At 33.5% G+C, this 24,065-nt stretch carries 20 protein-coding genes; 14 read left to right on the forward strand and 6 right to left on the reverse strand.

Translation table 11 applies throughout. From position 1 onward, the window contains the following. Positions 1–34: 34 nt before the first annotated feature. A complete protein-coding gene (locus GKZ86_RS21590; protein ID WP_154785131.1) occupies positions 35–1,999 on the reverse strand; it encodes a transglycosylase domain-containing protein in 1,965 nt (654 codons plus the stop codon). 272 nt (positions 2,000–2,271) lie between these two features. Between GKZ86_RS21590 and GKZ86_RS21595 the strand changes: the two genes are divergently transcribed. Beyond that, entirely contained in the window at positions 2,272–2,763 is a 492-nt protein-coding gene (locus GKZ86_RS21595; RefSeq protein WP_154785132.1) for a hypothetical protein, read from the forward strand. A gap of 77 nt (positions 2,764–2,840) precedes the next feature. Here the strand turns inward: GKZ86_RS21595 and radA are convergent, their stop codons facing one another. From radA to panC, 4 genes are all read right to left on the reverse strand, one after another. Continuing rightward, positions 2,841–4,202, reverse strand: coding sequence for a DNA repair protein RadA (gene radA, locus GKZ86_RS21600; protein WP_154785133.1), 1,362 nt, complete (start codon positions 4,200–4,202; stop codon positions 2,841–2,843). Beyond that, a complete protein-coding gene (locus tag GKZ86_RS21605) occupies positions 4,202–5,356 on the reverse strand; it encodes an alpha/beta hydrolase (protein WP_154785134.1) in 1,155 nt (384 codons plus the stop codon). Before GKZ86_RS21605 ends, radA begins: the two co-directional genes overlap by 1 nt. Positions 5,357–5,556: 200 nt before the next feature. Next, positions 5,557–5,907 carry an aspartate 1-decarboxylase gene (gene panD, locus GKZ86_RS21610; protein WP_017495920.1) on the reverse strand — a complete coding sequence of 117 codons (351 nt, stop codon included), beginning with the start codon at positions 5,905–5,907 and terminating at the stop codon, positions 5,557–5,559. A gap of 14 nt (positions 5,908–5,921) precedes the next feature. Then, the gene (gene panC, locus GKZ86_RS21615; protein WP_154785135.1) at positions 5,922–6,800 is read right to left on the reverse strand and encodes a pantoate--beta-alanine ligase; all 879 of its coding nucleotides are present in this window, start codon (positions 6,798–6,800) and stop codon (positions 5,922–5,924) included. Between the two features lie 78 nt (positions 6,801–6,878). Between panC and GKZ86_RS21620 the strand changes: the two genes are divergently transcribed. From GKZ86_RS21620 to GKZ86_RS21680, 13 genes are all read left to right on the forward strand, one after another. Further along, on the forward strand, positions 6,879–7,685 hold the full coding sequence (locus GKZ86_RS21620; RefSeq protein ID WP_042563509.1) for a glycogen/starch synthase: 807 nt from the start codon (positions 6,879–6,881) through the stop codon (positions 7,683–7,685). 22 nt (positions 7,686–7,707) lie between these two features. Next, the gene (locus GKZ86_RS21625; RefSeq protein WP_154785136.1) at positions 7,708–9,336 is read left to right on the forward strand and encodes a DUF4270 domain-containing protein; all 1,629 of its coding nucleotides are present in this window, start codon (positions 7,708–7,710) and stop codon (positions 9,334–9,336) included. 10 nt (positions 9,337–9,346) lie between these two features. After that, positions 9,347–11,197, forward strand: a complete 1,851-nt coding sequence (glmS, locus tag GKZ86_RS21630) for a glutamine--fructose-6-phosphate transaminase (isomerizing) (RefSeq protein ID WP_154785137.1) — start codon at positions 9,347–9,349, stop codon at positions 11,195–11,197. A gap of 302 nt (positions 11,198–11,499) precedes the next feature. Next, a complete protein-coding gene (locus GKZ86_RS21635) occupies positions 11,500–14,310 on the forward strand; it encodes a carboxypeptidase-like regulatory domain-containing protein (RefSeq protein ID WP_154785138.1) in 2,811 nt (936 codons plus the stop codon). Between the two features lie 76 nt (positions 14,311–14,386). Further along, positions 14,387–15,931, forward strand: coding sequence for a G-D-S-L family lipolytic protein (locus GKZ86_RS21640; RefSeq protein ID WP_154785139.1), 1,545 nt, complete (start codon positions 14,387–14,389; stop codon positions 15,929–15,931). Between the two features lie 232 nt (positions 15,932–16,163). Continuing rightward, complete coding sequence (atpD, locus tag GKZ86_RS21645; RefSeq protein WP_154785140.1) at positions 16,164–17,675, forward strand: F0F1 ATP synthase subunit beta; 1,512 nt, start codon at positions 16,164–16,166, stop codon at positions 17,673–17,675. A gap of 50 nt (positions 17,676–17,725) precedes the next feature. Further along, positions 17,726–18,007, forward strand: a complete 282-nt coding sequence (locus GKZ86_RS21650) for a F0F1 ATP synthase subunit epsilon (RefSeq protein ID WP_154785141.1) — start codon at positions 17,726–17,728, stop codon at positions 18,005–18,007. Positions 18,008–18,207: 200 nt separating this feature from the next. Beyond that, positions 18,208–18,846, forward strand: coding sequence for an NAD(P)-dependent oxidoreductase (locus GKZ86_RS21655; RefSeq protein WP_154785142.1), 639 nt, complete (start codon positions 18,208–18,210; stop codon positions 18,844–18,846). Positions 18,847–18,923: 77 nt separating this feature from the next. Next, positions 18,924–20,060, forward strand: a complete 1,137-nt coding sequence (locus tag GKZ86_RS21660; RefSeq protein WP_154785143.1) for a pyridoxal phosphate-dependent aminotransferase family protein — start codon at positions 18,924–18,926, stop codon at positions 20,058–20,060. Between the two features lies 1 nt (position 20,061). Next, positions 20,062–20,469 carry a putative signal transducing protein gene (locus GKZ86_RS21665; protein WP_154785144.1) on the forward strand — a complete coding sequence of 136 codons (408 nt, stop codon included), beginning with the start codon at positions 20,062–20,064 and terminating at the stop codon, positions 20,467–20,469. Continuing rightward, a complete protein-coding gene (gene bioD, locus GKZ86_RS21670) occupies positions 20,470–21,102 on the forward strand; it encodes a dethiobiotin synthase (protein WP_154785145.1) in 633 nt (210 codons plus the stop codon). It begins immediately after the preceding gene. 26 nt (positions 21,103–21,128) lie between these two features. Next, on the forward strand, positions 21,129–22,400 hold the full coding sequence (bioA, locus tag GKZ86_RS21675; protein ID WP_154785146.1) for an adenosylmethionine--8-amino-7-oxononanoate transaminase: 1,272 nt from the start codon (positions 21,129–21,131) through the stop codon (positions 22,398–22,400). Positions 22,401–22,465: 65 nt separating this feature from the next. After that, the gene (locus GKZ86_RS21680; protein ID WP_154785147.1) at positions 22,466–23,635 is read left to right on the forward strand and encodes a beta-ketoacyl synthase N-terminal-like domain-containing protein; all 1,170 of its coding nucleotides are present in this window, start codon (positions 22,466–22,468) and stop codon (positions 23,633–23,635) included. An 82-nt stretch (positions 23,636–23,717) separates the two neighbouring features. Here GKZ86_RS21680 and GKZ86_RS21685 read toward each other — a convergent pair. Further along, the coding region (locus tag GKZ86_RS21685) for a T9SS sorting signal type C domain-containing protein (RefSeq protein WP_154785148.1) at positions 23,718–24,065 on the reverse strand (348 nt) is incomplete at its 5' end.

Here is a 24,065-nt window from a genome sequence, read left to right on the forward strand (position 1 = left end):
TGAATGAATTAAATTTAATTCGTGAAATCTGTGTTTATAAATCAAATTCCTCTTCCATAGATAAAGAATCATTTTTAACTGCGGTTGAATCCGGCGCTTTGATTCGTATTAAAGAACGCGCGTTTCCTGAGATATAAACAGGCAATTGGCCAAGTGTATCTTCAGGAACTAATAATCCACGGCGGAACATTAAATTCTTTAAGAATTTTTGATTTTTTATAGCATAATCTTTCAGATTTCCTTCGTCATTAAATTGATACATGAATTTTCGAGGTTTCGGAATAATAGTAGCCAAATACAAACATTCATCAACATTTAAAGCTGAAGGGCTTTTTTGAAAGTAAAAATGACTCGCTTCACCAATTCCGTATACATTTGGTCCCCATTCAATAATATTGAAATAAACTTCAAGCATTCTTTCTTTGCTTACAACGCGATTGTTTTCAAGAATATAAACCAACAGAATTTCTTCCAGTTTACGTGAAAGTGTTTTTTCCCGGGTTAAAAAAACGTTTTTAATCAATTGCATACTGATTGTACTGGCGCCGCGAGAGAATTTTTTCGTTCTGATATTCTTTAAAATCGATTGTTTAAAAGCTTCATTAATAAATCCGCGATGCGAAAAGAAAGACGGATCTTCTGTCGTCAAAACAGATTTACGTAAATAAGGCGACATTTGATCTAAAGGAGTATAATTTGGATTTGCACTTCCAACCAAAACCGGTCGCTGCAAAACGTTCTGGATTATCGCGCGATACACGAATTCTCCGTTTAACTTATTTAAATCGGCTTCTCCGTATTTAGTGATTTTCAGATCTTCTTTATTCAGTTTACTGTCAAAAACTAAAGTATTTGGTTTGTTTTTATTGAATTTGAAATCGAGTTTATAATCGAAATTTCCAGTCGCTTCCATTCCCTGAAAGTGCGTAAATAATCCGTCAGGCAACGAAACAATAAAATCCTGCGCCTTCATTTTCGGAATATCCACTTTCAAAGTATAAACCGTATCTTTTTCTGTGTTATAAGATATATATGGCTTTACTTTTATTTTGTTTAATTGCATTGTTGAAGTACTGTCTATCGAAATAAAATCATCGCCAAGTAAAAAACGATAATCAAAACGCGCATTTTTAATGACAACATCTTTGCTGGCAATTTTAGGATGATTGATTTTTAAATTTGTGATAGAAGTGTAGCCATCGATATGCAATTCGCTTCCGTCTTTATCAATATTTTCAACATTCAATCGAATAGAATCAAAACTTGCTTTCAAATTATAACGTTCGTCAAGATACGGAACGCGAATCGCTCCGGTATCAAGATTAAAAAAGCGAATATCAGCTTTTTTATTTCTCGGGTCAGCAAAGCCTTTGATATTCCATTTTTGATCAAAATCTTTACTTTGAACATGAAGATTGGTTTCGAGTTGTTTGTTGTTTAAAACAAGTTTATTAATCGCAATAGACGCTTTTTTGCCATTATCATCAATTTTAAAATTCAGGTTTTCCAATTTCATGTCTGTTGGAACCAAATTCAATAACTTTGAAATAATTCGATAGGCGAAAGTGGCATATTTTCGTTTTTCATTTTTATCAGAATCTGATTTATCTCTTTTTAAAAAGGCATCAAAATTCCTGATTTTTCCTTTTTTGACTAATTGAATATAACCGTTATCGATTTTTAAAGTTCCAACCTGAACATCGCCTATTAATAAATTAGACAAACTAATGCTTGTTTCTATTTTTTGAATATGACAAAGAGTGTCAGCATTATTAGGAACCAAAATGACATCGGTTAATTTAATCCCGGATAAACCATCAAAAGAAGCTGATTTTACAGAAAATTTACTGTTATATTCTGTATTCATTTTAAGGGTTACTTTTGCAATAGCCTGTTTTAAAAGGGAATCACGAAAAAAGTAAAAACCTAAAAAAAGCACTCCCAATACCAGTGCAAGTATTAGAAGTGCTTTAATTATTTTTTGTTTTGGAAATCTCATAAATATAATTTGAGGTGGAATTTATTCAGTTGTCAAATCTAGGGTAAATTTAAATTTAAAATTATCAGCGTATAAAGATTTTCTTCTAAATTTTAATATCAGTTTTAAAAAATGGATTTAATAACTTTAAAGTAAAGTAAATTTTTTCTTTATAATTAACATTTGCATTGAATTTTATGTTTCTTTATAGGGGTAATTACTGAAATTATAATAGCTTATAAATGGTTAACGTTTATATTTGCTTGATTAATCATATTTAAAAACCCAATTTAATGAAAAACCTACAAAAATTTATGTTTTTAGCTGTTGCTTTTTTTGCATTAGCTTTATCATCTTCATGCAGTAGTGACGATGCACCAGATACACCTAAGGAGGAAGAGACAGTAATTACAGGAGACTTTATCAAGTTTAAGTATAAAGGAACAGAATATAAATTCGATCCTGTTATTTCTGTGTCAGGCGCTTTAAATATTTATGGAAGCACAGGAATTGATGATACTTATAAAAAAGTTTCTTTATGGATGCCTACCGCTTTTACTGTTGGAAGTCATCCGGTAGTGTATGATTTGTCAAGCCTTGGGACTACTTATCAGGCAAGTTTTACTTTTGCGCCGGGTATAAATAATGCCAGCGCAACATCAGGAACGATAAACATTACTGCTAAAACTGATACTAAAATTGAAGGAACATTTACACTTAACGGAACTTCAGGACAAGAAACATTTGCAGTAACAGAAGGAAGCTTCAGAATTACAACAGACTAAACCTTTATATAAAATTAAAAAAGGCTCATGAACACGTTAGTGCGCATGAGCCTTTTTTTTGCAAAATTTATATTGTTTTAACCAAATAAAATACTGGCTACATCTTCAATTTTAGCCACGAGTTCAATTTTGATTCCTGTATTTTTTACGGCAATTTTATTGTATTTTGATACAAAAATAGTGTTGAAACCCAGTTTTTCGGCTTCCTGAATACGTTGGTCTACACGATTTACAGGTCTGATTTCGCCCGAAAGTCCAACTTCACCAGCAAAACAAAATCCTTTCGTTACCGGAATATCTTCGTTTGATGATAAAATGGCTGCAACAACAGCTAAATCAATTGCAGGATCGTCTACCGAAATTCCTCCGGTTATATTCAGGAATACATCTTTTGCTCCTAAACGAAATCCGGCTCTTTTTTCTAAAACAGCCAAAATCATGTTTAGCCTTTTGGCGTTGTAACCAGTTGTACTGCGTTGTGGTGTTCCGTAAACTGCTGTACTTACCAAAGATTGTATTTCAATCATTAGCGGACGCATGCCTTCCATGGTTGTAGCAATTGCAGTTCCCGACATTTCTTCGTCTTTGTGCGAAATTAATATTTCAGACGGATTGCTGACTTCTCGTAAACCGCTTCCCAACATTTCATAAATTCCCAATTCGGCAGTAGAACCAAAACGATTTTTAAGCGAACGTAAAATTCTATAAACGTGATTTCGGTCGCCTTCAAATTGTAAAACAGTATCAACCATGTGTTCTAAAATTTTTGGTCCGGCGATATTTCCGTCTTTAGTAATGTGTCCAATTAAAATAACCGGAATATTGGTTTCTTTGGCAAACTTGATTAGTTCGGCCGTAGTTTCTCTAATTTGAGAAATACTTCCGGCAGTCGATTCAATATAATCCGTATGCAAAGTCTGAATCGAATCGATGATTACAATTTCCGGTTCAATAGCTTCAATTTGTTTGAATATATTTTGCGTTTTAGTTTCCGTCAAAATATAACAATTGTCACTATTTGGCGTGATTCTTTCAGCACGCATTTTTATTTGCTTCTGACTTTCCTCACCAGAAACATAAAGTGTTTTATAAGGTAATTTTAAAGAAATTTGAAGTAAAAGCGTACTTTTTCCAATTCCGGGTTCTCCGCCCAAAAGCGTTAAAGATCCGGGAACTAAACCTCCGCCTAAAACACGATTCAATTCGCCATCAGTTGTGTCCATTCGGATTTCCTGAGCTGAATCAATTTCATTAATTTTTAATGGGCGCGGCGCTTTACTTGTCGAAGTTGGTTCACTTTTCCACGCTACTTTTTCCTGCTTCTGAATAATTTCTTCGGCAATAGTATTCCATTCTTTACAAGCATTGCATTGCCCTTGCCATTTGGCATATTGAGTTCCGCAATTTTGACAGAAGAATGAAGTTTTAACTTTAGACATTATTTAGTTTTTTTGGCAAGTGTATTCATCTCGTCGATTTTCTCATACATTACATCTTTGTTCAAATCCCCAATTGGTTCCATTTGCGAAGCATTTTGGTATTTTTTTGAGGCTCTTTTCGGGTCACCCATTTTTTCGTACATCAAACCTAATTCATATTCGCCTAACATCGCTTTTGGGTAATTTACGTTTCCAATTTCGGCCATTTTACCTAATTCGTCGTAAGCATTCTTTTTCAAAATAAGCGTTTCAATTATTTTGAAGTCACTCATTCTAACCGGAATCTGAACTCCCAAAACTTTCGACATTACATTGTATTTGTTTTCCAGATAATCGGCATAACCGGTTTCAAGAACAGCAATTTTATCATTGTATTCGGCAGAATTTATAGGTCTGTAAACTTCGAAAATTTGATATAAAGCGCTCGGAATTGCATGTAAAACCTGCGTGTAATGTGTTGTGCCTTTAAACAAATCGTATTTATAATTTACCAACGGATTATTAGCAAGTTTAATGTTGCTGTCTAACTTTTCAATTGGTTCTTTTATTTTTTTATTATCTCCGTCTGCTGCAGATAAATAATAAAATAATGGCTCCGTTACTTTTGCAAATTTTTCAGGAATTCGAACTTCCATTTTAGGAGCAAGTTCAGGACTAAAAGATATGTATGCGTTAAAAAGCGGTTGTTCTTTATACAAATAAAAATTAATAAAACTTGCTGTTACATCATGACCTGCAATAATTCTGAAAGGCGATGTGCGATATTTTTTTTCGATATACGGAACCAATTCTCCGCCAATGAATTCAAAAAATTCTGCTCCTTTTTCAAATGGAAGTCCGGTATTTTGATCAATTGTTGAATCATCTTCGCGTTCGTCATTTTTATTTTGATGAATTCCAATAATAATCACTTCCGGTAAATCTCCCCAATATGATCCATAACTTAAAGCTCCAGAAAAAGGATCAAATAAATAATCTCCATCTAATAAATATAAAACAGGATATTTTTTTTCAGGATTAGCTTCATAAGACTCAGGAAGTCCGATAGTTATTCTTCTTTCTTCTCCGAGTTTTTCAGATTTAATATTGTCAAATTTTTTCTGTGCAAATGCAGACATAGAGATTAAAGCAAATAGTAGGTAAACTTTCTTCATGATTTGTGGTATTTCAGTGAATTAAAAAGTATCGAAATAGTGTAGCAATATAACACTTTATTTGCTGTTTTATTATTTTGGGATTTTAAAAATAGCAATAAAGCCCTTACTGAAATTTTATTTTGAGTTGAGGCAAAAGAAAATATTATCTGACAAATAATTCTGCCAAATAGAAAGGAAAATAAGTGTAAAAGAAAAGCTTAGGTTAGCGAATTATCGTTTTCATTTGGGAAAATGATCCAGGGTTTGAAGGTTTTTGCTTCTTCAAATTCCAGGGTTGCATATGAAATAATGATAATAATATCGTCTTTTTGAACTTTTCTTGCTGCAGGACCATTCAGGGTAATTTCGCCCGAATTTTTTTCTCCTTTAATAGCATAGGTTTCAAAACGTTCGCCATTATTGATGTTTACAATAGCTACTTTTTCGCCTTCAATAATGTTTGAAGCCTCTAGTAATGTTTCGTCAATAGTAATACTGCCAATATAATTTAAATCAGCTCCAGTTACTTTTACACGATGAATTTTTGATTTTATAACTTGAATTTGCATGTTGCAAAGGTAATTTAATTTAATGATATGGTATCAATCAGTCTTATAGAATTAACAAATACCGCTATAAATGCACGGTAATTTTTGTCTTTACTTTTATGATCGATAGGTAATAATGTAGATTCATCAGCAATAACAAAATATTCAAGATCAAATCTTTCATTATCTTTAAAAGAATTTTCTACAAATTCAATAGTTTCCTGAGGAGTTTTTGTTTTAAATATTTCTTTTGCTTCGGTTAAAGTTTTATAAATAATTGAAGCTTCTTTGCGTTCTTCAGGCGTTAATCGCTCATTTCTTGAACTCATTGCCAATTGATTGTCTTCTCTAAAAATAGGACATCCAACTACATTTACAGGCAAATGATTTTTTTCGACCATTTTTTTAACGATCTGCAATTGCTGAAAATCTTTTTCTCCAAAATAAGCATTTGTGGGAGTAACGATTTCAAATAGCCTTTTTACGATAGTACCAACACCATTAAAATGTCCAGGTCTGAATTTTCCTTCCATTTGATTTTCTAATCCGTCAAAATCAAAATCCTGCGAAACGGTGTTACCTTCGTAAATATCTTCTACAGATGGTGCGTACAATATGATTTTGTCATTTAAAACACGCATTTTCTTGACATCCTCTTCCAGAGTTCTCGGATATTTTGCAAGATCTTCGGGATTGTTAAACTGTGTTGGATTTACGAAAATACTAACTACAGTATCGTCGTTTTCTTTAAGAGATCTTTGCATTAAAGCCAGATGCCCCTGATGTAAAGCGCCCATTGTTGGTACAAACCCGATCGTCGAATTTGCGGTTTTGATAGTTTTTAAATAAGCTATCAAAGCTACTTTACCGTAGAAAATATGCATGTTGGTATTATTAAAATTTAGTGCAAACATAATATATTAGTTATAAACTGCATAAAATTTTGTAATTTTGCAACGTTTTTATTACCAAAAATTAAGTAAAATACTATTATGAAAGATAAGAGGATATTATATGTATCATCTGAAGTCGTGCCTTATTTGGCTGAAAATGAGGTTTCTTTAATGTCTTATGACGTTCCGAAAATGATTAATGATCAAGGTGGTCAGATAAGAATTTTCATGCCAAGATATGGAAATATCAACGAAAGAAGACATCAGTTACACGAAGTAATAAGACTTTCAGGAATGAATTTGGTAGTGAATGATTTAGATATGCCGTTGATTATCAAGGTAGCTTCAATTCCGAAAGAAAGAATCCAGGTTTATTTTATTGATAATGATGAATATTTCAAACGTAAAGCAACTTTTGCCGACGAAGAAGGAGCATTGTACCCTGATAACGACGAACGTGCTATATTTTTTGCTAAAGGCGTTGTAGAAACAGTAAAAAAGCTAAACTGGGTTCCGGATATAATTCACGTGCACGGTTGGTTGGCTGCAATGTTGCCAATTTACATGAAACATTACTATAAAAATGAAGCTTTATTTTCTGAAACTAAAATTGTAACCTCAGTTTATGGACAATCTTTTGATGAAAATTTAGATTTAGAAATGATAAACAAGGTGAAATTTGACGGTGTTCCTCATGAAGCAATTGCTGATTTGGAAACCCCAAATTATGAAAATGTTCTAAAAGCCAGTATATTACATTCTGATGCTGTAATTATAGCATCTGAAAACGTATCTCCAAGTTTAACAAAATTTATAGAATCTTCAGGAAAACCTTTTTTACCTTTCGCCACGAAAGATGCATTCGCAGAGGCGTATACAAATTTCTATAAAACGATGGGTCTTTAAAATTTTAACTTTATTATTAAACATGTACAATACTTCTTTTATTAAGAAAATTCTATTAGCTGCTACAGTTGTTCTTTTATATTCTTGCGATAAAGATTTTAACGCCATCGGTGATAATTTAATCGGAGATGACCATTTTGGGTTGGAAGCAGAAAACTATGATGTTGTTGCTTATAATCAGGAAATAACTCCAATTCAATCAAATGGGTTAATAGTTAATGCTTTAGGTATTTATGATAATCCTGTATTAGGAACTACTACCGGAAATTTTGCTACACAAGTTACTCTTGCAAGTTATGCGCCAACTATTGGTGATGAACCAGAAATTGTGAGTGTAGTATTAAGTATACCTTATTTTAGTCACGCAACAAGTGTAACTACAAATACTGATGGTACTACTACTACGGCTTATGCATTAGATTCCATTTATGGCGCACCTGAAGGAAAGATTAAGTTAAGTGTTTATGAATCTGGTGTTCAAATGCGTGCGACTTCTGTTGAGAACGGTACACAGGTAGGGCAATTATATAATACTGATATGGATACAAATCTTGATGGAAATTATATAAATTTTGACGCAAAGAAGGTTGGAAATAGATTAAACGACAGGAATATTGCTTTTGAAAATGATGAATTCTTTTTTAATTCAAATGAAATCACTGATGTAACAACAGGAACTGATGGTAAAGATGTAACTACGAAAGTGGCGCCTGAAATGCGTTTAAATTTAAATAAAACTTTTTTCTTTGACAGAATTTTAAAAGCTCCTGCTGCAAAATTGGCGACTGCTGATGTTTTTCAGGAGTATTTTAGAGGTTTATACTTTAAAGTAGAAAAATCAGGAAGTCTTCCAAGCAATATGGCTTTGCTTAATTTTGCTCAAGGTAAAATTACCATTAAATATAAGGCTTTAACTGATATTACAACTGATGATCCAAAATTAAAAGACGATAGAACTTTAGTGATTAATTTAACAGGAAGCACTGCTAGTTTGCTTAATGATGTTAAAGATCCAACTTATCTTAGTACAATACAGAACGCAAAACAAACTGGAGATGACAGGCTTTATTTGAAAGGCGGACAAGGATCTTTAGCGGTTTTAGAACTTAAAGATTTTGCTGCTAAATTAGAAACTATTAGAGCGAATAAATGGATGGTGAATGAAGCTAATTTGGTTTTTCATATTGATGCTGATCAAATGGCTGTAAAAGGTGCAGATAATTTACAGGCGAAGGAAGCAAAAAGAGTTTATTTGTACGATTTAGATAATAATATTCCTATTGTTGATTATACTGCAGATGGAACATCAAGTATAACATCTGATCCAAGAATGACTAAAGTTATTTATGGAGGAATAATAAATGTAGATGCAACTACTAAAAGAGGTACTACTTATAAAATTAGACTAACAAGTCATATTCGAAATCTTATTAAAGATGCGACTGCAAAAAATGTAAGATTAGGGTTGGTAGTTGTTGATGATATAAATGTTGTAGCTTCTAATAAATTAAAATTAAAAAATAGCGTTATTTCAGAAGCGCCTAGAGCGACAGTTTTGAATCCGTTAGGAACAGTATTGTTTGGAGGGACAAGTACAGTTACGGATGCTAATAGACTTAAGCTTGAGATTTACTACACGAAACCAAATTAATAAATAATATATGTGTGGAATTGTTGGATATATTGGTCATAGAGAGGCGTATCCTATTGTTATAAAAGGATTAAAACGACTCGAATACAGAGGATATGATAGTGCCGGTGTTATGCTATATGATACCGAAGCAGGAGTGAAGCTTTGTAAAACAAAAGGGAAGGTTTCAGATCTTGAAGCCAAAGCAAAAGATAATTTTACAACAAACGGAACGATAGGAATAGGTCACACACGTTGGGCTACTCATGGGGTTCCAAATGATGTAAATTCGCATCCGCATCTTTCTAATTCGGGAGAATTGGTGATTATTCACAATGGTATTATTGAGAATTATGCTCCATTAAAAGAAGAATTAAAAAAAAGAGGATATGTTTTTAAATCGGATACAGATACTGAAGTTTTAGTTAATCTGATTGAAGAAGTTCAAAAGAATGAAAATATAAAACTTGGAAAAGCAGTTCAGATTGCTTTAAATCAAGTTGTAGGAGCTTATGCAATTGCGGTTTTTGATAAAAAAAATCCAGAAGAAATTGTTGCTGCAAGATTAGGAAGTCCTTTAGCAATTGGTGTTGGAGAAGGGGAGTACTTCATTGCTTCTGATGCTTCACCGTTTATTGAATATACATCAAATGCAATTTACCTTGAAGATGGTGAAATGGCAAACATAAGATTGCACAAGCCTCTTAAAGTTAGAAAAATAAAAGATGACTCTTTGGTTGATCCTTATATTCAGGAACTTCAAATGAATTTGGAGCAAATTGAAAAAGGAGGTTATGATCATTTCATGTTGAAAGAGATCTATGAGCAACCAAGTGTTATAAAAGATACTTACAGAGGAAGACTTCATGCTAATGAAGGAATTGTTCAGATGGCTGGTGTTGAGGATAATATTGAGAAATTCCTCAATGCAAAAAGAATTCTAATCGTAGCTTGCGGTACCTCATGGCATGCAGGTTTAGTGGCAGAATATATTTTTGAAGAATTTACCCGTATTCCGGTTGAAGTAGAATATGCTTCTGAATTTAGATACAGAAACCCAATTATAAATAAAGATGACGTTGTTATCGCTATTTCTCAATCTGGGGAAACAGCAGATACAATGGCGGCTATAAAATTGGCTAAAGAAAACGGAGCTTTCGTTTTTGGAGTTTGTAATGTTGTAGGTTCATCTATTTCAAGAGAAAGTCATGCTGGAGCTTATACGCACGCCGGACCTGAAATTGGAGTAGCTTCAACAAAAGCATTTACAACTCAAATTACAGTTTTAACTATGATCGCTTTGAGATTAGGTAAGGCTAAAGGAACTTTGTCAAACAGTGATTTCCATGCTTATTTGCAAGAATTAGAAATAATTCCTGAAAAAGTAGCAGAAGCGTTAGAAACAAATGACAGAGCAAAAGAAATCGCTGCAATTTTTAAAGATGCGCCAAATTGTTTGTACCTGGGTCGCGGATATAATTTTCCGGTTGCATTAGAAGGTGCTTTAAAACTTAAAGAGATCTCTTATATTCATGCCGAAGGTTATCCTGCAGCAGAAATGAAACACGGTCCAATAGCTTTAATTGATGAGCATATGCCTGTTATTGTAATTGCACCTAAACAAGGTCATTATGATAAAATTGTAAGTAACATTCAGGAAATTAAATCCAGAAGTGGTAAAATTATCGCTGTAGTTACTAAAGGTGATACGCAAGTTCGTGAATTGGCAGATTATGTAATCGAAATTCCGGAAACTTCAGATGCTTTATCTCCATTAATTACAACAATACCTTTACAATTGCTTTCTTATTATATTGCAGTTATGAGAGGTTGTAATGTTGACCAGCCACGTAACTTAGCAAAGTCTGTTACAGTAGAATAAACATACAAAACATAATAATGTTAAAAAAGCGAGATTTAGATCTCGCTTTTTTTATTTATCAAATATTTTTCTACAACGTTGTATTTTTATCAAATCCTCATTTTTTCTCTTAAATTTTATATGTATGCATACTATTTAAGAATTGAAAAGCTTTGTTCTTGCTGTTAATTTAACAAAAGAGAATGTGGAAAAGTTAAAATTGTGGCAAAAAAGATGTGTTATATTAATTTTTTTTAACGTTTTTTTATTAATACTAAAATTATTTGTATTTTGGCTAGATAAACTAACCAAAAACAGACCAAATGAGAGTGTATTTGCTAATTATGTTGTTTTTGTGCGGAGTTTCTTTCGCGCAAAATACAGTTACCGGTACCGTTACCGATAGTAACAAACAATCTATTCCCGGTGCCAATATTAATGTAGTAGGAAGTTCGACAGGAACTTCTACTGATTTTGATGGTTCCTTTAAATTAAATACTTCTGCTAAACCACCTTTTACGATTAAAGTATCGGCAGTAGGATTTGAATCTAAAATTATTAATGTTACATCTCTAAGTCAAAGAGTAGATGTAGTATTAAAAGATGAAGAGACAAAACTAGACGAAATCGTAGTTTCGGCTTCAAGAACTCCGGAAAGAGTTATTGAGTCTCCCGTTACAATTGAAAGAATGGGAATTCAGGAAATTAAAAATACAACTGCAGCAACTTTTTATGATGGTTTAGAAAATTTAAAAGAAGTAAATTTTAATACAAGCAGTATTTCTTTTAAATCTATAAATACAAGAGGTTTTGCTACAATTGCGAATACACGTTTTATGCAATTGGTAGATGGTATGGATAATTCATCACCTGCCTTAAACTTTGTATTGGGTAACCTGATAGGTATTTCTGATATTGATGTAGCAAATGTTGAACTTTTGCCGGGTGCGTCTTCTGCACTTTATGGAGCAAATGCTTTTAATGGTATTATGTTTATGAATAGTAAAAGCCCGTTTACAAACGAGGGTATTAGTGTTTATTACAAATACGGACAGACAAGTCAGGATGTAGCAGGAACAAATGACTATAATGATTTTGGAATCAGAGCTGCAAAAGCGTTTACAAAACATTTTGCAATGAAAGCAAACTTCACGTATATGGAAGCATCAGAATGGATTGCTGCAGATACAAGAAGTATGACTGGAGGTTCTATAGGACATGCAATGAATCAAAATTATGATGGATTAAATATTTACGGTGACGAGGTTACTACTTCTATTCCAAATGTTGGACAAGTAAGTAGAACCGGATATCGCGAACAAGATTTAACAGATAATAAAGTTAAAAGTATGAAAGCTGATTTTGGTTTGCATTTCAAACCTTGGGCAGATGATACAGAAATTATATTACAATATAAAATTGGTACAGGAAGTACTATTTATCAGGGAGCAAACAGATATGCATTGAAAGATTTTCTTATGCAACAGGGTAAATTCGAAGTAAAAGGGAAAAACTTTTTTGCCAGAGTTTATTTTACAAGCGAAGATGCAGGAAACTCTTATGATATGAGATTTGCAGGATGGAATGTTAACAGATTAGCTAAATCAGATAAAAACTGGTTTACAGATTACGGAACAGCTTTTCAGTTATCTTCTGCATTGCTTGGTCTTAATGCAAATGATGCGGCTGTATATGCCAGAAATTTTGCTGATTATAATGTTTCGCCAAACTTGCCATTAGTACCAAATATTGATCCGCTAAATCCAGGCGCACCTAGATCAGCAAGATTCGAACCGGGTTCTGATCAATTTAAGGGCGCTCTTAAAACGGTCGTTTCAAATCCTGATTTAACACAAGGAGCTAAGTTTATAGATCACTCAAAATTATATCATTCAGATGTAAATTATAATTTCAGAGACTTGATAAAATTTGCTGAGATTCAGGTTGGTGGTTCATGGAGAAAATATGTAATGGATTCTGAAGGAACAATCTTTACAGATTATGACGGTCCAATTGAATATAAAGAATATGGAGCTTATACACAATTGCAAAAAAAATGGCTAGATGACAGATTGAAATTTACAGGGTCAATACGTTATGATAAGAGTCAGAATTTTGATGGAAAGCTTTCACCGAGAATTTCATTTGTATATTCTGCAGGAGCTTCTAAAAGACATAATTTCAGAGTTTCTTATCAAACAGGTTTCCGTAACCCAACTACACAAGATCAATACATTGGTTTAGATTTAGGACCATTCGCATTAATTGGTTCAGCAGCAGATAACTTAGATCGTTTTCAGGAAACAGTGAGCGTTAGTGCTTCAGGTCAGGCTTTGGCTGGACAACCTGGAACAATTGGAATGTCTGGTCGCAATGCATATGAAAATGCATATACATTAGCTTCTGTTCAGGCATTCGCGGCATCTTCAAACCCTGGAGATCTTAAAGTAGCAAATGTTGCATTAGTAAAACCAGAACAAGTACAGGCTTTTGAAGCTGGATATCGTACAGTTGTTCAAAATGATTTATCAATCGACATCAACGGTTATTATAATATTTATAATGATTTTATGAATACTTCAAGAGTAATTTCACCTTATTACGGTACTGCGGGTACTAACTCTGCAGATGCAAGTGTTCAGTTGAGTTATGCTGCTTTGGCTTTCGGAGACAGAAGAGTGTATCAGGTTTATACCAATACAACTGCTCAAATTACATCATTAGGTTTTGGAGTTGGTTTGTCTAAAAAAGTATATAAAGACTTTGAAGTTGGAGTAAACTATAATTATGCTCAATTTAATTTTGATCAAACAGAAGATCCGAGTTTTGTGGCAGGATTTAATACACCAAAACACAGAATTAAAGCTTCACTTGGTAATTCTAAGCTGACTAAAAATTTAGGGTTTAATGTAAACGTAAGATGGAATACAGAATATTTATGGCAATCTTCTTTTGGAGACGGTATGATTCCTGAAAATACAGTTCTTGATGCTCAGGTTAATTACGGTATACCAAAACTAAAATCAGTTATTAAAGTTGGAGCAACAAACCTTTTCGGAAAAGATTATCTTCAGGTAGTTGGTGCAGGTATGATTGGTCAGATGTGGTTTGCTTCGTGGATCATTAATCCTTAATGAAAGAGAATATTTAAATGTAAAGGATTTGCTTTCTTTTAAGTAAGAAAGAGCTAATAATTTAAAAGTTAATAACATGAAAAAAAATATAAAATGGCTGTTGATGGTTTCTTTAACCTTTATGGCATGTAATAATGATGATGATAATACAACACCTGCAGAAGTTCCTGTAACGCCTGGTTCGGCAATTTTTACAAAATATGTAGCACTTGGTGATTCATTTGCTGCAGGATATAGTGATAATGCACTTTTCAAAAAAGGACAAGAAAACGGATATCCTAATATATTAGCGCAGCAGTTTGCAGCAGCAGGAGGAGGTACTTTTACAATACCTTATATGAATGATAATAAGGGAGGTTTGCTGTTAGGTGGTAATATCATTGCGGGAACACGTTTGTATTTTACACCACAGAGAACAGCAGTTCCTGTAACAGGCCCACCAACTACAGAAGTTACAGCGCATCTTACTGGATCGTTTAATAATATGGGAGTTCCGGGAGCAAAAAGTTTTCATTTAGTTGCAGCCAATTATGGTAATGTAGCTGGTGTGGCATCGGGTGCTGCTAATCCTTATTTTGCAAGATTTGCAAGTACGCCATCTGCAACGGTTTTGGCAGATGCATTAGCTCAGTCACCTACATTTTTCTCTTTGTTTATTGGTGGAAATGATGTTTTAAGTTATGCTCTTTCTGGTGGAACAGGAAAAGATCAAATCGGTAATATGAATCCTGCAACTTATGGAGGAAATGATATTACTGATCCAACTGTTTTTGCAAGCGTATATTCTTCTTTATTGACAGCTTTAACAGCAAACGGAGCAAAAGGAGTAGTGGCAAATTTACCATATATTACAACATTGCCTCATTTTACAACTGTTCCATATAATCCTCTTACACCTCAATTGTTAGGAGATAAACTTCAACTTCTTAATACGCAATTATATGGCCCGTTAAAGCAAGTATTAACTGCTCTTGGAGCTGCCGATAGAATAAATTTATTGTCTGCGACTTCTTCAAATCCTTTGTTGATAAAAGATGAAAGCCTGACTAATTTATCTGCTCAATTGACTGCAGCATTTACCCCTTCAGTTGGAGCGCAAACTGCAGCTTTTTACGGTGCCGTGTTCGGACAGGCAAGACAAGCGAAGTCAACAGATCTTATTCTTTTAACGACACAATCTGCAATTAATACAGCTCCTACAGCTGCTGATTCAGGAATAGGTATTGCTCCGCCTGCGCCATTAAATTCATTTGGAATATCATATCCGCTACAAGACAAACATGTTATTATTCCAACAGAAGCAGCAGAAATTAAAAAAGCTACAGATGCATATAATATTACAATTGAAGCCTTAGCAAAAGAAAAAGGTTTAGCATTTGTTGATACAAGAGCTATATTGACACAATTGTCTACTGTGGGTGTTAAATTTGGCAATTTTACCATGACATCTTCATTTGCTGTTGGTGGTGCTTTTTCATTAGACGGAGTTCACCCTAGTCCAAGAGGATATGGCTTAATTGCAAATATTTTTGTAGACGCCATAAATGCAAAATACGGTTCAACGCTGCGTCATGTTGATTTGGCTACGTATCAAATTCAATATCCTATGACACTTCCATAAATTAAAAAAAACATCAAAAAAGCCACTCATCTTCAAAGTGTAGTGGCTTTTTTAATTATATAAAAAAATTGCCGTTTTAAGTATTTAAGGCAGTTCTTTTATGAATGAAACAAAATCGTAGTATTTTTTATAAAAAAAATATTGATTTTATATTTTAAAAAATTATCTTTGCGCTCTGAAAAAAGAGGTATTTTCGATAAACCTAAATAGCTATTTAATAAACACATAAGTAATGTCAAAAGTAATAGGAAAAGTTGCTCAAATCATTGGACCAGTAGTTGACGTAGTTTTCAACGGTAAAGATGTTGAACTTCCAAAAATTTATGATTCATTAGAAATCACAAAAAAAGACGGAACATTATTAGTTCTAGAAGTACAATCTCACATTGGTGAAAACACTGTTCGTACCATTTCTATGGACTCAACAGATGGTTTGTCAAGAGGATATGAAGTAGTTGGAACGGGTAACCCAATCCAAATGCCAATCGGTCCAGATGTATATGGAAGATTATTCAATGTAATTGGAGATGCAATTGATGGTTTAGGAAACTTGCCAAAAACAGGAGAAAACGGTTTGTCTATTCACAGACAAGCTCCTAAATTTGAAGATTTATCAACTTCATCAGAAGTTTTATTCACAGGTATTAAAGTAATCGATTTGATTGAGCCTTATGCAAAAGGAGGTAAAATTGGATTGTTTGGTGGTGCTGGTGTTGGTAAAACAGTATTGATTCAGGAGTTGATCAACAATATCGCAAAAGGTCACGGTGGACTTTCAGTATTCGCAGGAGTAGGTGAAAGAACACGTGAAGGAAATGACTTGCTTCGTGAGATGTTAGAGTCAGGAATTATTAAATACGGTGATGATTTCATGCACTCTATGGAAAATGGAGGATGGGATTTATCTAAAGTAGATTTACCAGGAATGAGAGAGTCTAAAGCTACTTTCGTTTTCGGACAAATGAATGAGCCTCCTGGAGCTCGTGCTCGTGTAGCACTTTCAGGATTATCTATCGCTGAGTATTTCCGTGATGGAGCTGGAACTGATCAAGGGAAAGACGTATTGTTTTTCGTTGATAACATCTTCCGTTTTACACAAGCAGGTTCTGAGGTATCAGCACTTTTAGGTCGTATGCCTTCTGCAGTAGGATACCAACCAACTTTGGCAACAGAGATGGGAGCTATGCAAGAGCGTATTACATCTACAAACAAAGGATCTATTACATCTGTACAAGCGGTTTACGTTCCTGCGGATGACTTAACTGACCCGGCGCCGGCAACAACATTTGCTCACTTAGATGCAACAACTGTATTGTCTCGTAAAATTGCTGAGTTAGGTATTTATCCAGCGGTTGACCCGTTAGATTCTACTTCAAGAATTTTGACTCCTCAAATTTTAGGAAACGAGCATTATGACTGTGCACAAAGAGTAAAAGAAATTCTTCAAAAATACAAACAATTGCAAGATATTATCGCAATCTTAGGTATGGAAGAATTATCTGAAGAAGATAAACTTTCTGTATCAAGAGCTCGTCGTGTACAACGTTTCTTATCTCAACCTTTCCACGTAGCGGAGCAATTTACAGGTATTCCTGGAGTATTGGTTGATATTAAAGATACTATCAAAGGATTCAACATGATTATCGACGGTGAGCTAGATCATCTTCCTGAGGCAGCTTTCAACTTGAAAGGTTCTATCCAGGATGCAATCGAAGCTGGAGAAAAAATGTTGGCTGAAGCATAATCCAATTGATAATTATCAATTGACAATTATCAATTATCAATTATAAAATTATGATTTTAGAAATAGTATCACCAGAAGCAAAATTATTTTCAGGAGAAGTAACGTCAGTTACATTACCTGGAGTTGATGGAAGCTTTCAAATATTGAATCATCACGCGCCTATCGTTTCTATCCTTGAAAAAGGAACTATTAAAATTGTTGCGGCAAGTTTTAATTTTTCTAAAGAAGTAGCGGGTAAATTCACGAAAGTAAATGACCAGACTTATACATTAGAGATCACGTCAGGTACTATCGAAATGAAAGACAATAAAATTATTGTATTAGTTGACTAAGACAATTTTAAAATAAATTAAAAAGCCGAACAATAAATGTTCGGCTTTTTTTTTTTTGTAATTCATGTATCTTTGAGCTATTAAAATCTCTTTATAAAATATGGATTGTATTATAAAAGCTCAGTAAGCTTTTATTGTTTCGCTTTATCGGCATGATAAAGTGAAGAATAATTATGTCAAATTTTATAAAGAATATATATATGAAAAATATAAATAAAGTCGCTGTTTTAGGCGGCGGCGGAAGAACTGGAAATTATGTTGTAAACCAGTTATTGAAAGAAGGATTTAGTATAAAACTTTTGCTAAGAAATCCCGAAAAATTTTCCATTCAAAATAATCAAATCGAAATTGTCAAAGGCGATGCGCTTGATGTTGAATCTATAAAATTATTATTGAAGGATTGTCAAGCGATAATTAGTACCGTTGGACAACGAAAAGACGAACCGCTTGTAGCAAGTTTAGCTACAAAGAATATCTTGCGAGTAATGAATGAATACGGAATTCAGCGATATGTTTTATTAGCCGGATTAAACATCGATACTCCATTCGATAAAAAAAGCGCCAAAACCCAAATGGCTACTGAATGGATGAAAACAAATTTTCCCATTATTCAGAAAGACCGTCAAAAAGCTTATAATTTGCTGGAAGAAAGTGCTGTAAATTGGACTCAAGTTCGGGTTCCGTTTATTGAGTTTACAGATATCAGCTCAGAATTGAATATAAGTTTAGAAGATTGTTTGGGCGATAAAATTAGTGCATTTGATATCGCAAATTTTATGATACAGGAAATGATCGATCAAAAATTCAATAGCAAATCGCCATTTATAAGCGCGGTTTAAAGATTAGATTATGAACAGCGGGCGTATCAAGCCCGCTGTTTATTTAATATTAACTTCAATTTCATAACTTTGCCTTTATGAAATTACCAGAAAACCTTATTCAAAAGCTTGAAAACCGAAAGCATAATAATTCGTTGAGAAAATTACCAAGTTTTAATAATCTTGTCGATTTTTCTTCAAACGATTATATTGGATTTTCTAAATCTGAATCTGTTTTCAAACATGCCCATCATTATCTAATCGAAAATGAGATTATTCAAAATGGTGCAACGGGTTCGCGATTAATTTCCGGTAACCATTCTTTATATCAAATAGCAGAAACTTTTATAGCACAATTTCACGAGGCAGATTCGGCTTTAATTTTTAATTCGGGTTATGATGCCAATGTTGGTTTTTTTAGCGCTGTACCGCAACGAAATGATGTTATTTTGTATGATGAATTAAGTCATGCTTCTATTCGGGATGGAATCGTGATGTCGAATGCTAAATCATATAAATTTAATCATAATGATTTTGAGGATTTAGAACGTTTAATAGTGAAATTTCCCGAAACCAATATTTATATCGTAACAGAAACTGTTTTCTCTATGGATGGAGACAGTCCAAATCTGGAAGAATTGGTTCAGCTTTCTGAAAAATATAATTGTTATCTGGTTGTTGATGAAGCCCATACATTGGGCGTTTTTGGAGAAAAAGGCGAAGGAATAATGCAATATCTTCAATTGCATACTAGAATTTTTGCCCGAATCATGACTTTCGGAAAAGGTTTGGGTTGTCATGGTGCAGCAGTTTTAGGAAGTTTAGAGTTAAAAGAATACTTAGTAAACTTTGCACGAAGTTTTATTTATACTACAGGATTGTCCCCGCATTCTGTCGCCACAATTTTTACAGCGTATCAGCAATTAGAAATCGAAAAAATAACTATTGAAAAATTGCGGCAAAACATTGTGTTTTTTAATCAGCAGAAAAATTTATTAGGATTAAAGCCAATGTTTGTCCGAAGTAAATCATCAATACAATCAGCTATTATTCCTGGTAATGAAAATGCTAAACAATTAGCGCAACAGCTTCAGGATAAAGGTTTTGATGTAAAACCAATACTTTCGCCAACGGTTCCTGAAGGACAAGAACGCTTACGGTTTTGTATTCACAGTTATAATTCAGAAGAAGAAATTAGGCAGGTTTTAGAGTTATTGGGTAACTTTGTTTTTTAATATGGAAGAAAATTTTAGGTTAGTTAGAAGTTATCAGTATTCAACTGAAGCGCAAATTTTTAGTAGTAAATTAGAATCTGAAGGAATTAAAGTTTATTTACGCGACACTAATACAGTCGATTCAAATCCTATTTGGAGTAATGCAGTTGGAGGTGTTAAACTTTTTGTGGAAAATCAGGATTTTGAAAAAGCAAACAAGATATTGTCAGAAATAAGTCAATATTCATTTGATGAAAATAACAATTTAATTCAATGCCCTAATTGTGGAGCTCAAGAAGCAGAAATGGTAACATCGATAAAGGATTTAAAAACTCTTTTTGCTTTTGTTTTTTCGCTACTTTTTGTTTTAATGCCCTTTTATTCCAGATATAGATATAAATGCAATAAATGTAAATTCGAATTTAATTAAATGAAAATATTCGTAACAGGAATTTCAACGGATGTTGGTAAAACTATAGCTTCATCAATTATTGTTGAATCTTTAGAAGCTGATTATTGGAAACCTATTCAGGCTGGAGATTTAGACAATTCAGACAGTCATAAAATCAAATCTAAAATCTCGAATAATAAATCTAAAATTTTCGAGAATAGTTATAAATTAAATACCCCGGCAAGTCCACATTTAGCTGCAGAAATTGACGGAGTTACAATCGATTTAAAACAGATTAAAGAACCCAAAACAGAGAATCATTTAGTAATTGAAGGAGCAGGAGGAATTTTTGTTCCGTTAAACGATAATGATTCAATTATTGATTTAATCCAACCCGATTATAAGATCATTGTTGTTTCGAGACATTATCTGGGAAGTATCAATCATACTTTATTAACAATTGAAGCAATTCGAAATCGAGGCCTTGAAGTTGGAGGGATTATTTTCAGCGGAAGCGAAAACAAATCTACCGAAGCTTTAATTCTGAATAAGACAAATATTAAATGTATCGGAAGAATTGATGAAGAGCCATACTTTGATCAAAATGTAATTAGAGAATATGCTGATTTGTTCAGAGACAATCTTTTCGCATTGCAACAATCTAAAATCTAAAATCAGAAATCTACAATTTATTACAGATGACTTTAACAGAAAAAGACAGCCAATATTTATGGCATCCCTATACGCAACATAAAACGGCACAAACTCCAATCGCTATTTCAAGAGGCGAAGGTGCTTTACTTTGGGATGAAAATGGAAAAGAATATATCGACGCAATTGCATCTTGGTGGGTAAATCCGTTTGGTCACAGTAATAAAATTATTGCCGATGCTATTTACAAACAACTTACAACTTTAGAACATGTTTTGTTTGGAGGTTTTACACATGAACCAGCCATAAAAGTAGCAGAGAAATTAATTGAAATCCTACCTAAAAATCAACAAAAAATCTTCTTTTCAGATAATGGTTCAACAGCAGTTGAAGTAGCGATAAAAGTAGCTTTGCAGTATTTCTTTAATAAAAATGAAAAACGAACCACTATAATTGCTTTCGAAAACGCTTTTCATGGAGACACTTTTGCAGCAATGGCAGCAAGCGGAATCTCATTTTACACACAAGCTTTTCAGGGAATGTTTATTGATGTCGTAAGAATTCCAGTGCCGGTGAAAGGGCAGGAGCAAGTTAGTTTTGATGCATTAAAAGAGGTAATTCAAAATCATAATTGTGCCGGATTTATATTTGAACCTTTGGTACAAGGAGCGGCCGGAATGGTAATGTATGAGCCGGAAGCATTAGCAAAATTGATTCAGATCTGTAAAGAAAATAAAGTGTTAACTATTGCCGATGAAGTAATGACAGGTTTTGGTAAAACAGGAAAAACTTTTGCAATGGATTATGTTTCTGAAGTCCCGGATATGATTTGTTTATCGAAAGCCTTAACGGGTGGAACAATCCCAATGGCGATTACGACTTTTACTCAGGAAGTTTTTGATGCTTTTTATGACGATGATATTAATAAAGCGTTATTTCACGGACATACCTTTACGGCAAACCCGACGGGATGTGCCGCGGCTTTGGCAAGTATCGATTTATTGCAAACGCCTGAAATGCAATTAAATATTGAAAGAATAAATGAAAGCCATTTAAACTTTCAAAAGAAAATTGAAAATCATCCAAAAGTAATTACAGCCAGAACACTGGGAGTTATTTTTGCAGTTGAAATTAAATCAGATTCAGAGGAAAGTTATTACGGATCGATGCGAACAAAACTCTACAATTTTTTTATTGAAAAAGGAGTTGTTTTGAGGCCTGTCGGGAATATAGTTTACATTTTGCCTCCATATATTATGACCAATGAGCAGCTTCAAAAAGTATATTCTATTATTGAAGAAGCCATAGAAATGGTTTAATTTAAATTCTAACATTTTGCGACCTTTGCGAAACCTTCGTGAACTTCGCGGTTAAATAAAACATTTTGAATACACAAAAAATCTCTATAACGGCTTTTTCTTCTATTTCTCCTTTAGGAAATAATCCAGATGCAGTTTGGAAAAAATATCTTGATAATCAGCATTGTTTTTCAAGACAGTTTTTAGATCAACAAGAAACATCAGTAGCTGCTCTTGATGCCGAATCAAAACAAATTGTAGCCGAAGTTCGGGAATCAGATATAAAATATAAGTTTTTAGATGATTCGGTTTTGTTTGCTTTGGCAGCGTCTCGAAAAGCTGTTGAACAAGCTGGATGGAGTTCAGATGATGTTTTTGGAATTAATATTGGCTCGTCTCGCGGGGCAACTGATTTATTTGAAAAACATTATAAAGAATATATTGATACCGGAAAAGCACAAACACTAGCTTCGCCAACGACAACTTTAGGGAATATATCATCATGGATTGCACATGATTTACAAAGTGTTGGTCCGGAAATTTCACATTCGATTACTTGTTCTACCGCGCTTCATGCATTATTAAATGGTGTTGCATGGTTGAAATCAGGAATGGCAGATAAATTTTTGGTGGGAGGAAGTGAAGCACCATTGACTGATTTTACAATTGCTCAAATGAGGGCGTTAAAAATATATTCACGCATCAATCAGACAGAAGAATCCTGGCCAAATCTGGCTTTTGATTTTGAAAAGACTCAAAACACTATGATTTTGGGCGAAGGTGCTGCCGTTTGTTGTTTAGAAGCTGGAAAAAAAGAAAATGCCATCGCTTATGTAACCGGTGTTGGATATGCAACAGAAATTTTAGAACATAATATTTCTATCTCTGCTGAAGCTGACTGTTTTCAGAAATCGATGAAAATGGCTTTGAAAGATGAAAATTTAGAAGATATAGATGCTATTGTAATGCATGCGCCAGGTACAATAAAAGGAGATCTAACAGAATTACGTGCAATTCAAAAGGTGTTTGGGTCTAAAATGCCATTATTAACCACTAACAAATGGAAAATAGGACACACTTTTGGTGCATCTGGAATATTGAGTCTTGAATTGGCTCTTTTGATGATGACAAATAATACATTTATTGATGTTCCTTTTTCAGAAAAACAAAACCAAACAAAACCAATTAGAAAAATTTTAATTAACGCCGTTGGTTTTGGCGGAAATGCTGTCAGTATTTTGATTGAAAAAGCATAATATTTTAAAAAAGAAATATCTTATATAAAAAAAATCCACTCCTTTTGAGAGTGGATTTTTTTATAATAAACATTTTAACTTCTTAGTTAAATATAACTTTTTTAGTTGTTGTAAAGTTGTTTTCAAGGGTAACTTTCACCAACAATACCTGATTGGATGATTGCAGGTTTTGGATTTGAAGTTCCGTGTTGGCTACTTTCTTTTTGTTGTAAAGCAGTTTGCCTGACACGTCATAAACAGTTACTTCCTTGATCGTTTCTTTTGAAGACAATACTTTGATGGTTTTCTCCTTAACCGAAACCAATAATCCGTTTTCGATGTTCTCGAAATCACCTGTTCCAAGTGTTTTGTTGGTGTAACGCAATACCAGACGATCGGCGAAAGTTCCCACAGCGGTCGTGAATTTATAATCACTTTGGGTTAAATCATG

The organism is Flavobacterium sp. LC2016-13 (assembly GCF_009707955.1).
Lineage (GTDB): Bacteria > Bacteroidota > Bacteroidia > Flavobacteriales > Flavobacteriaceae > Flavobacterium.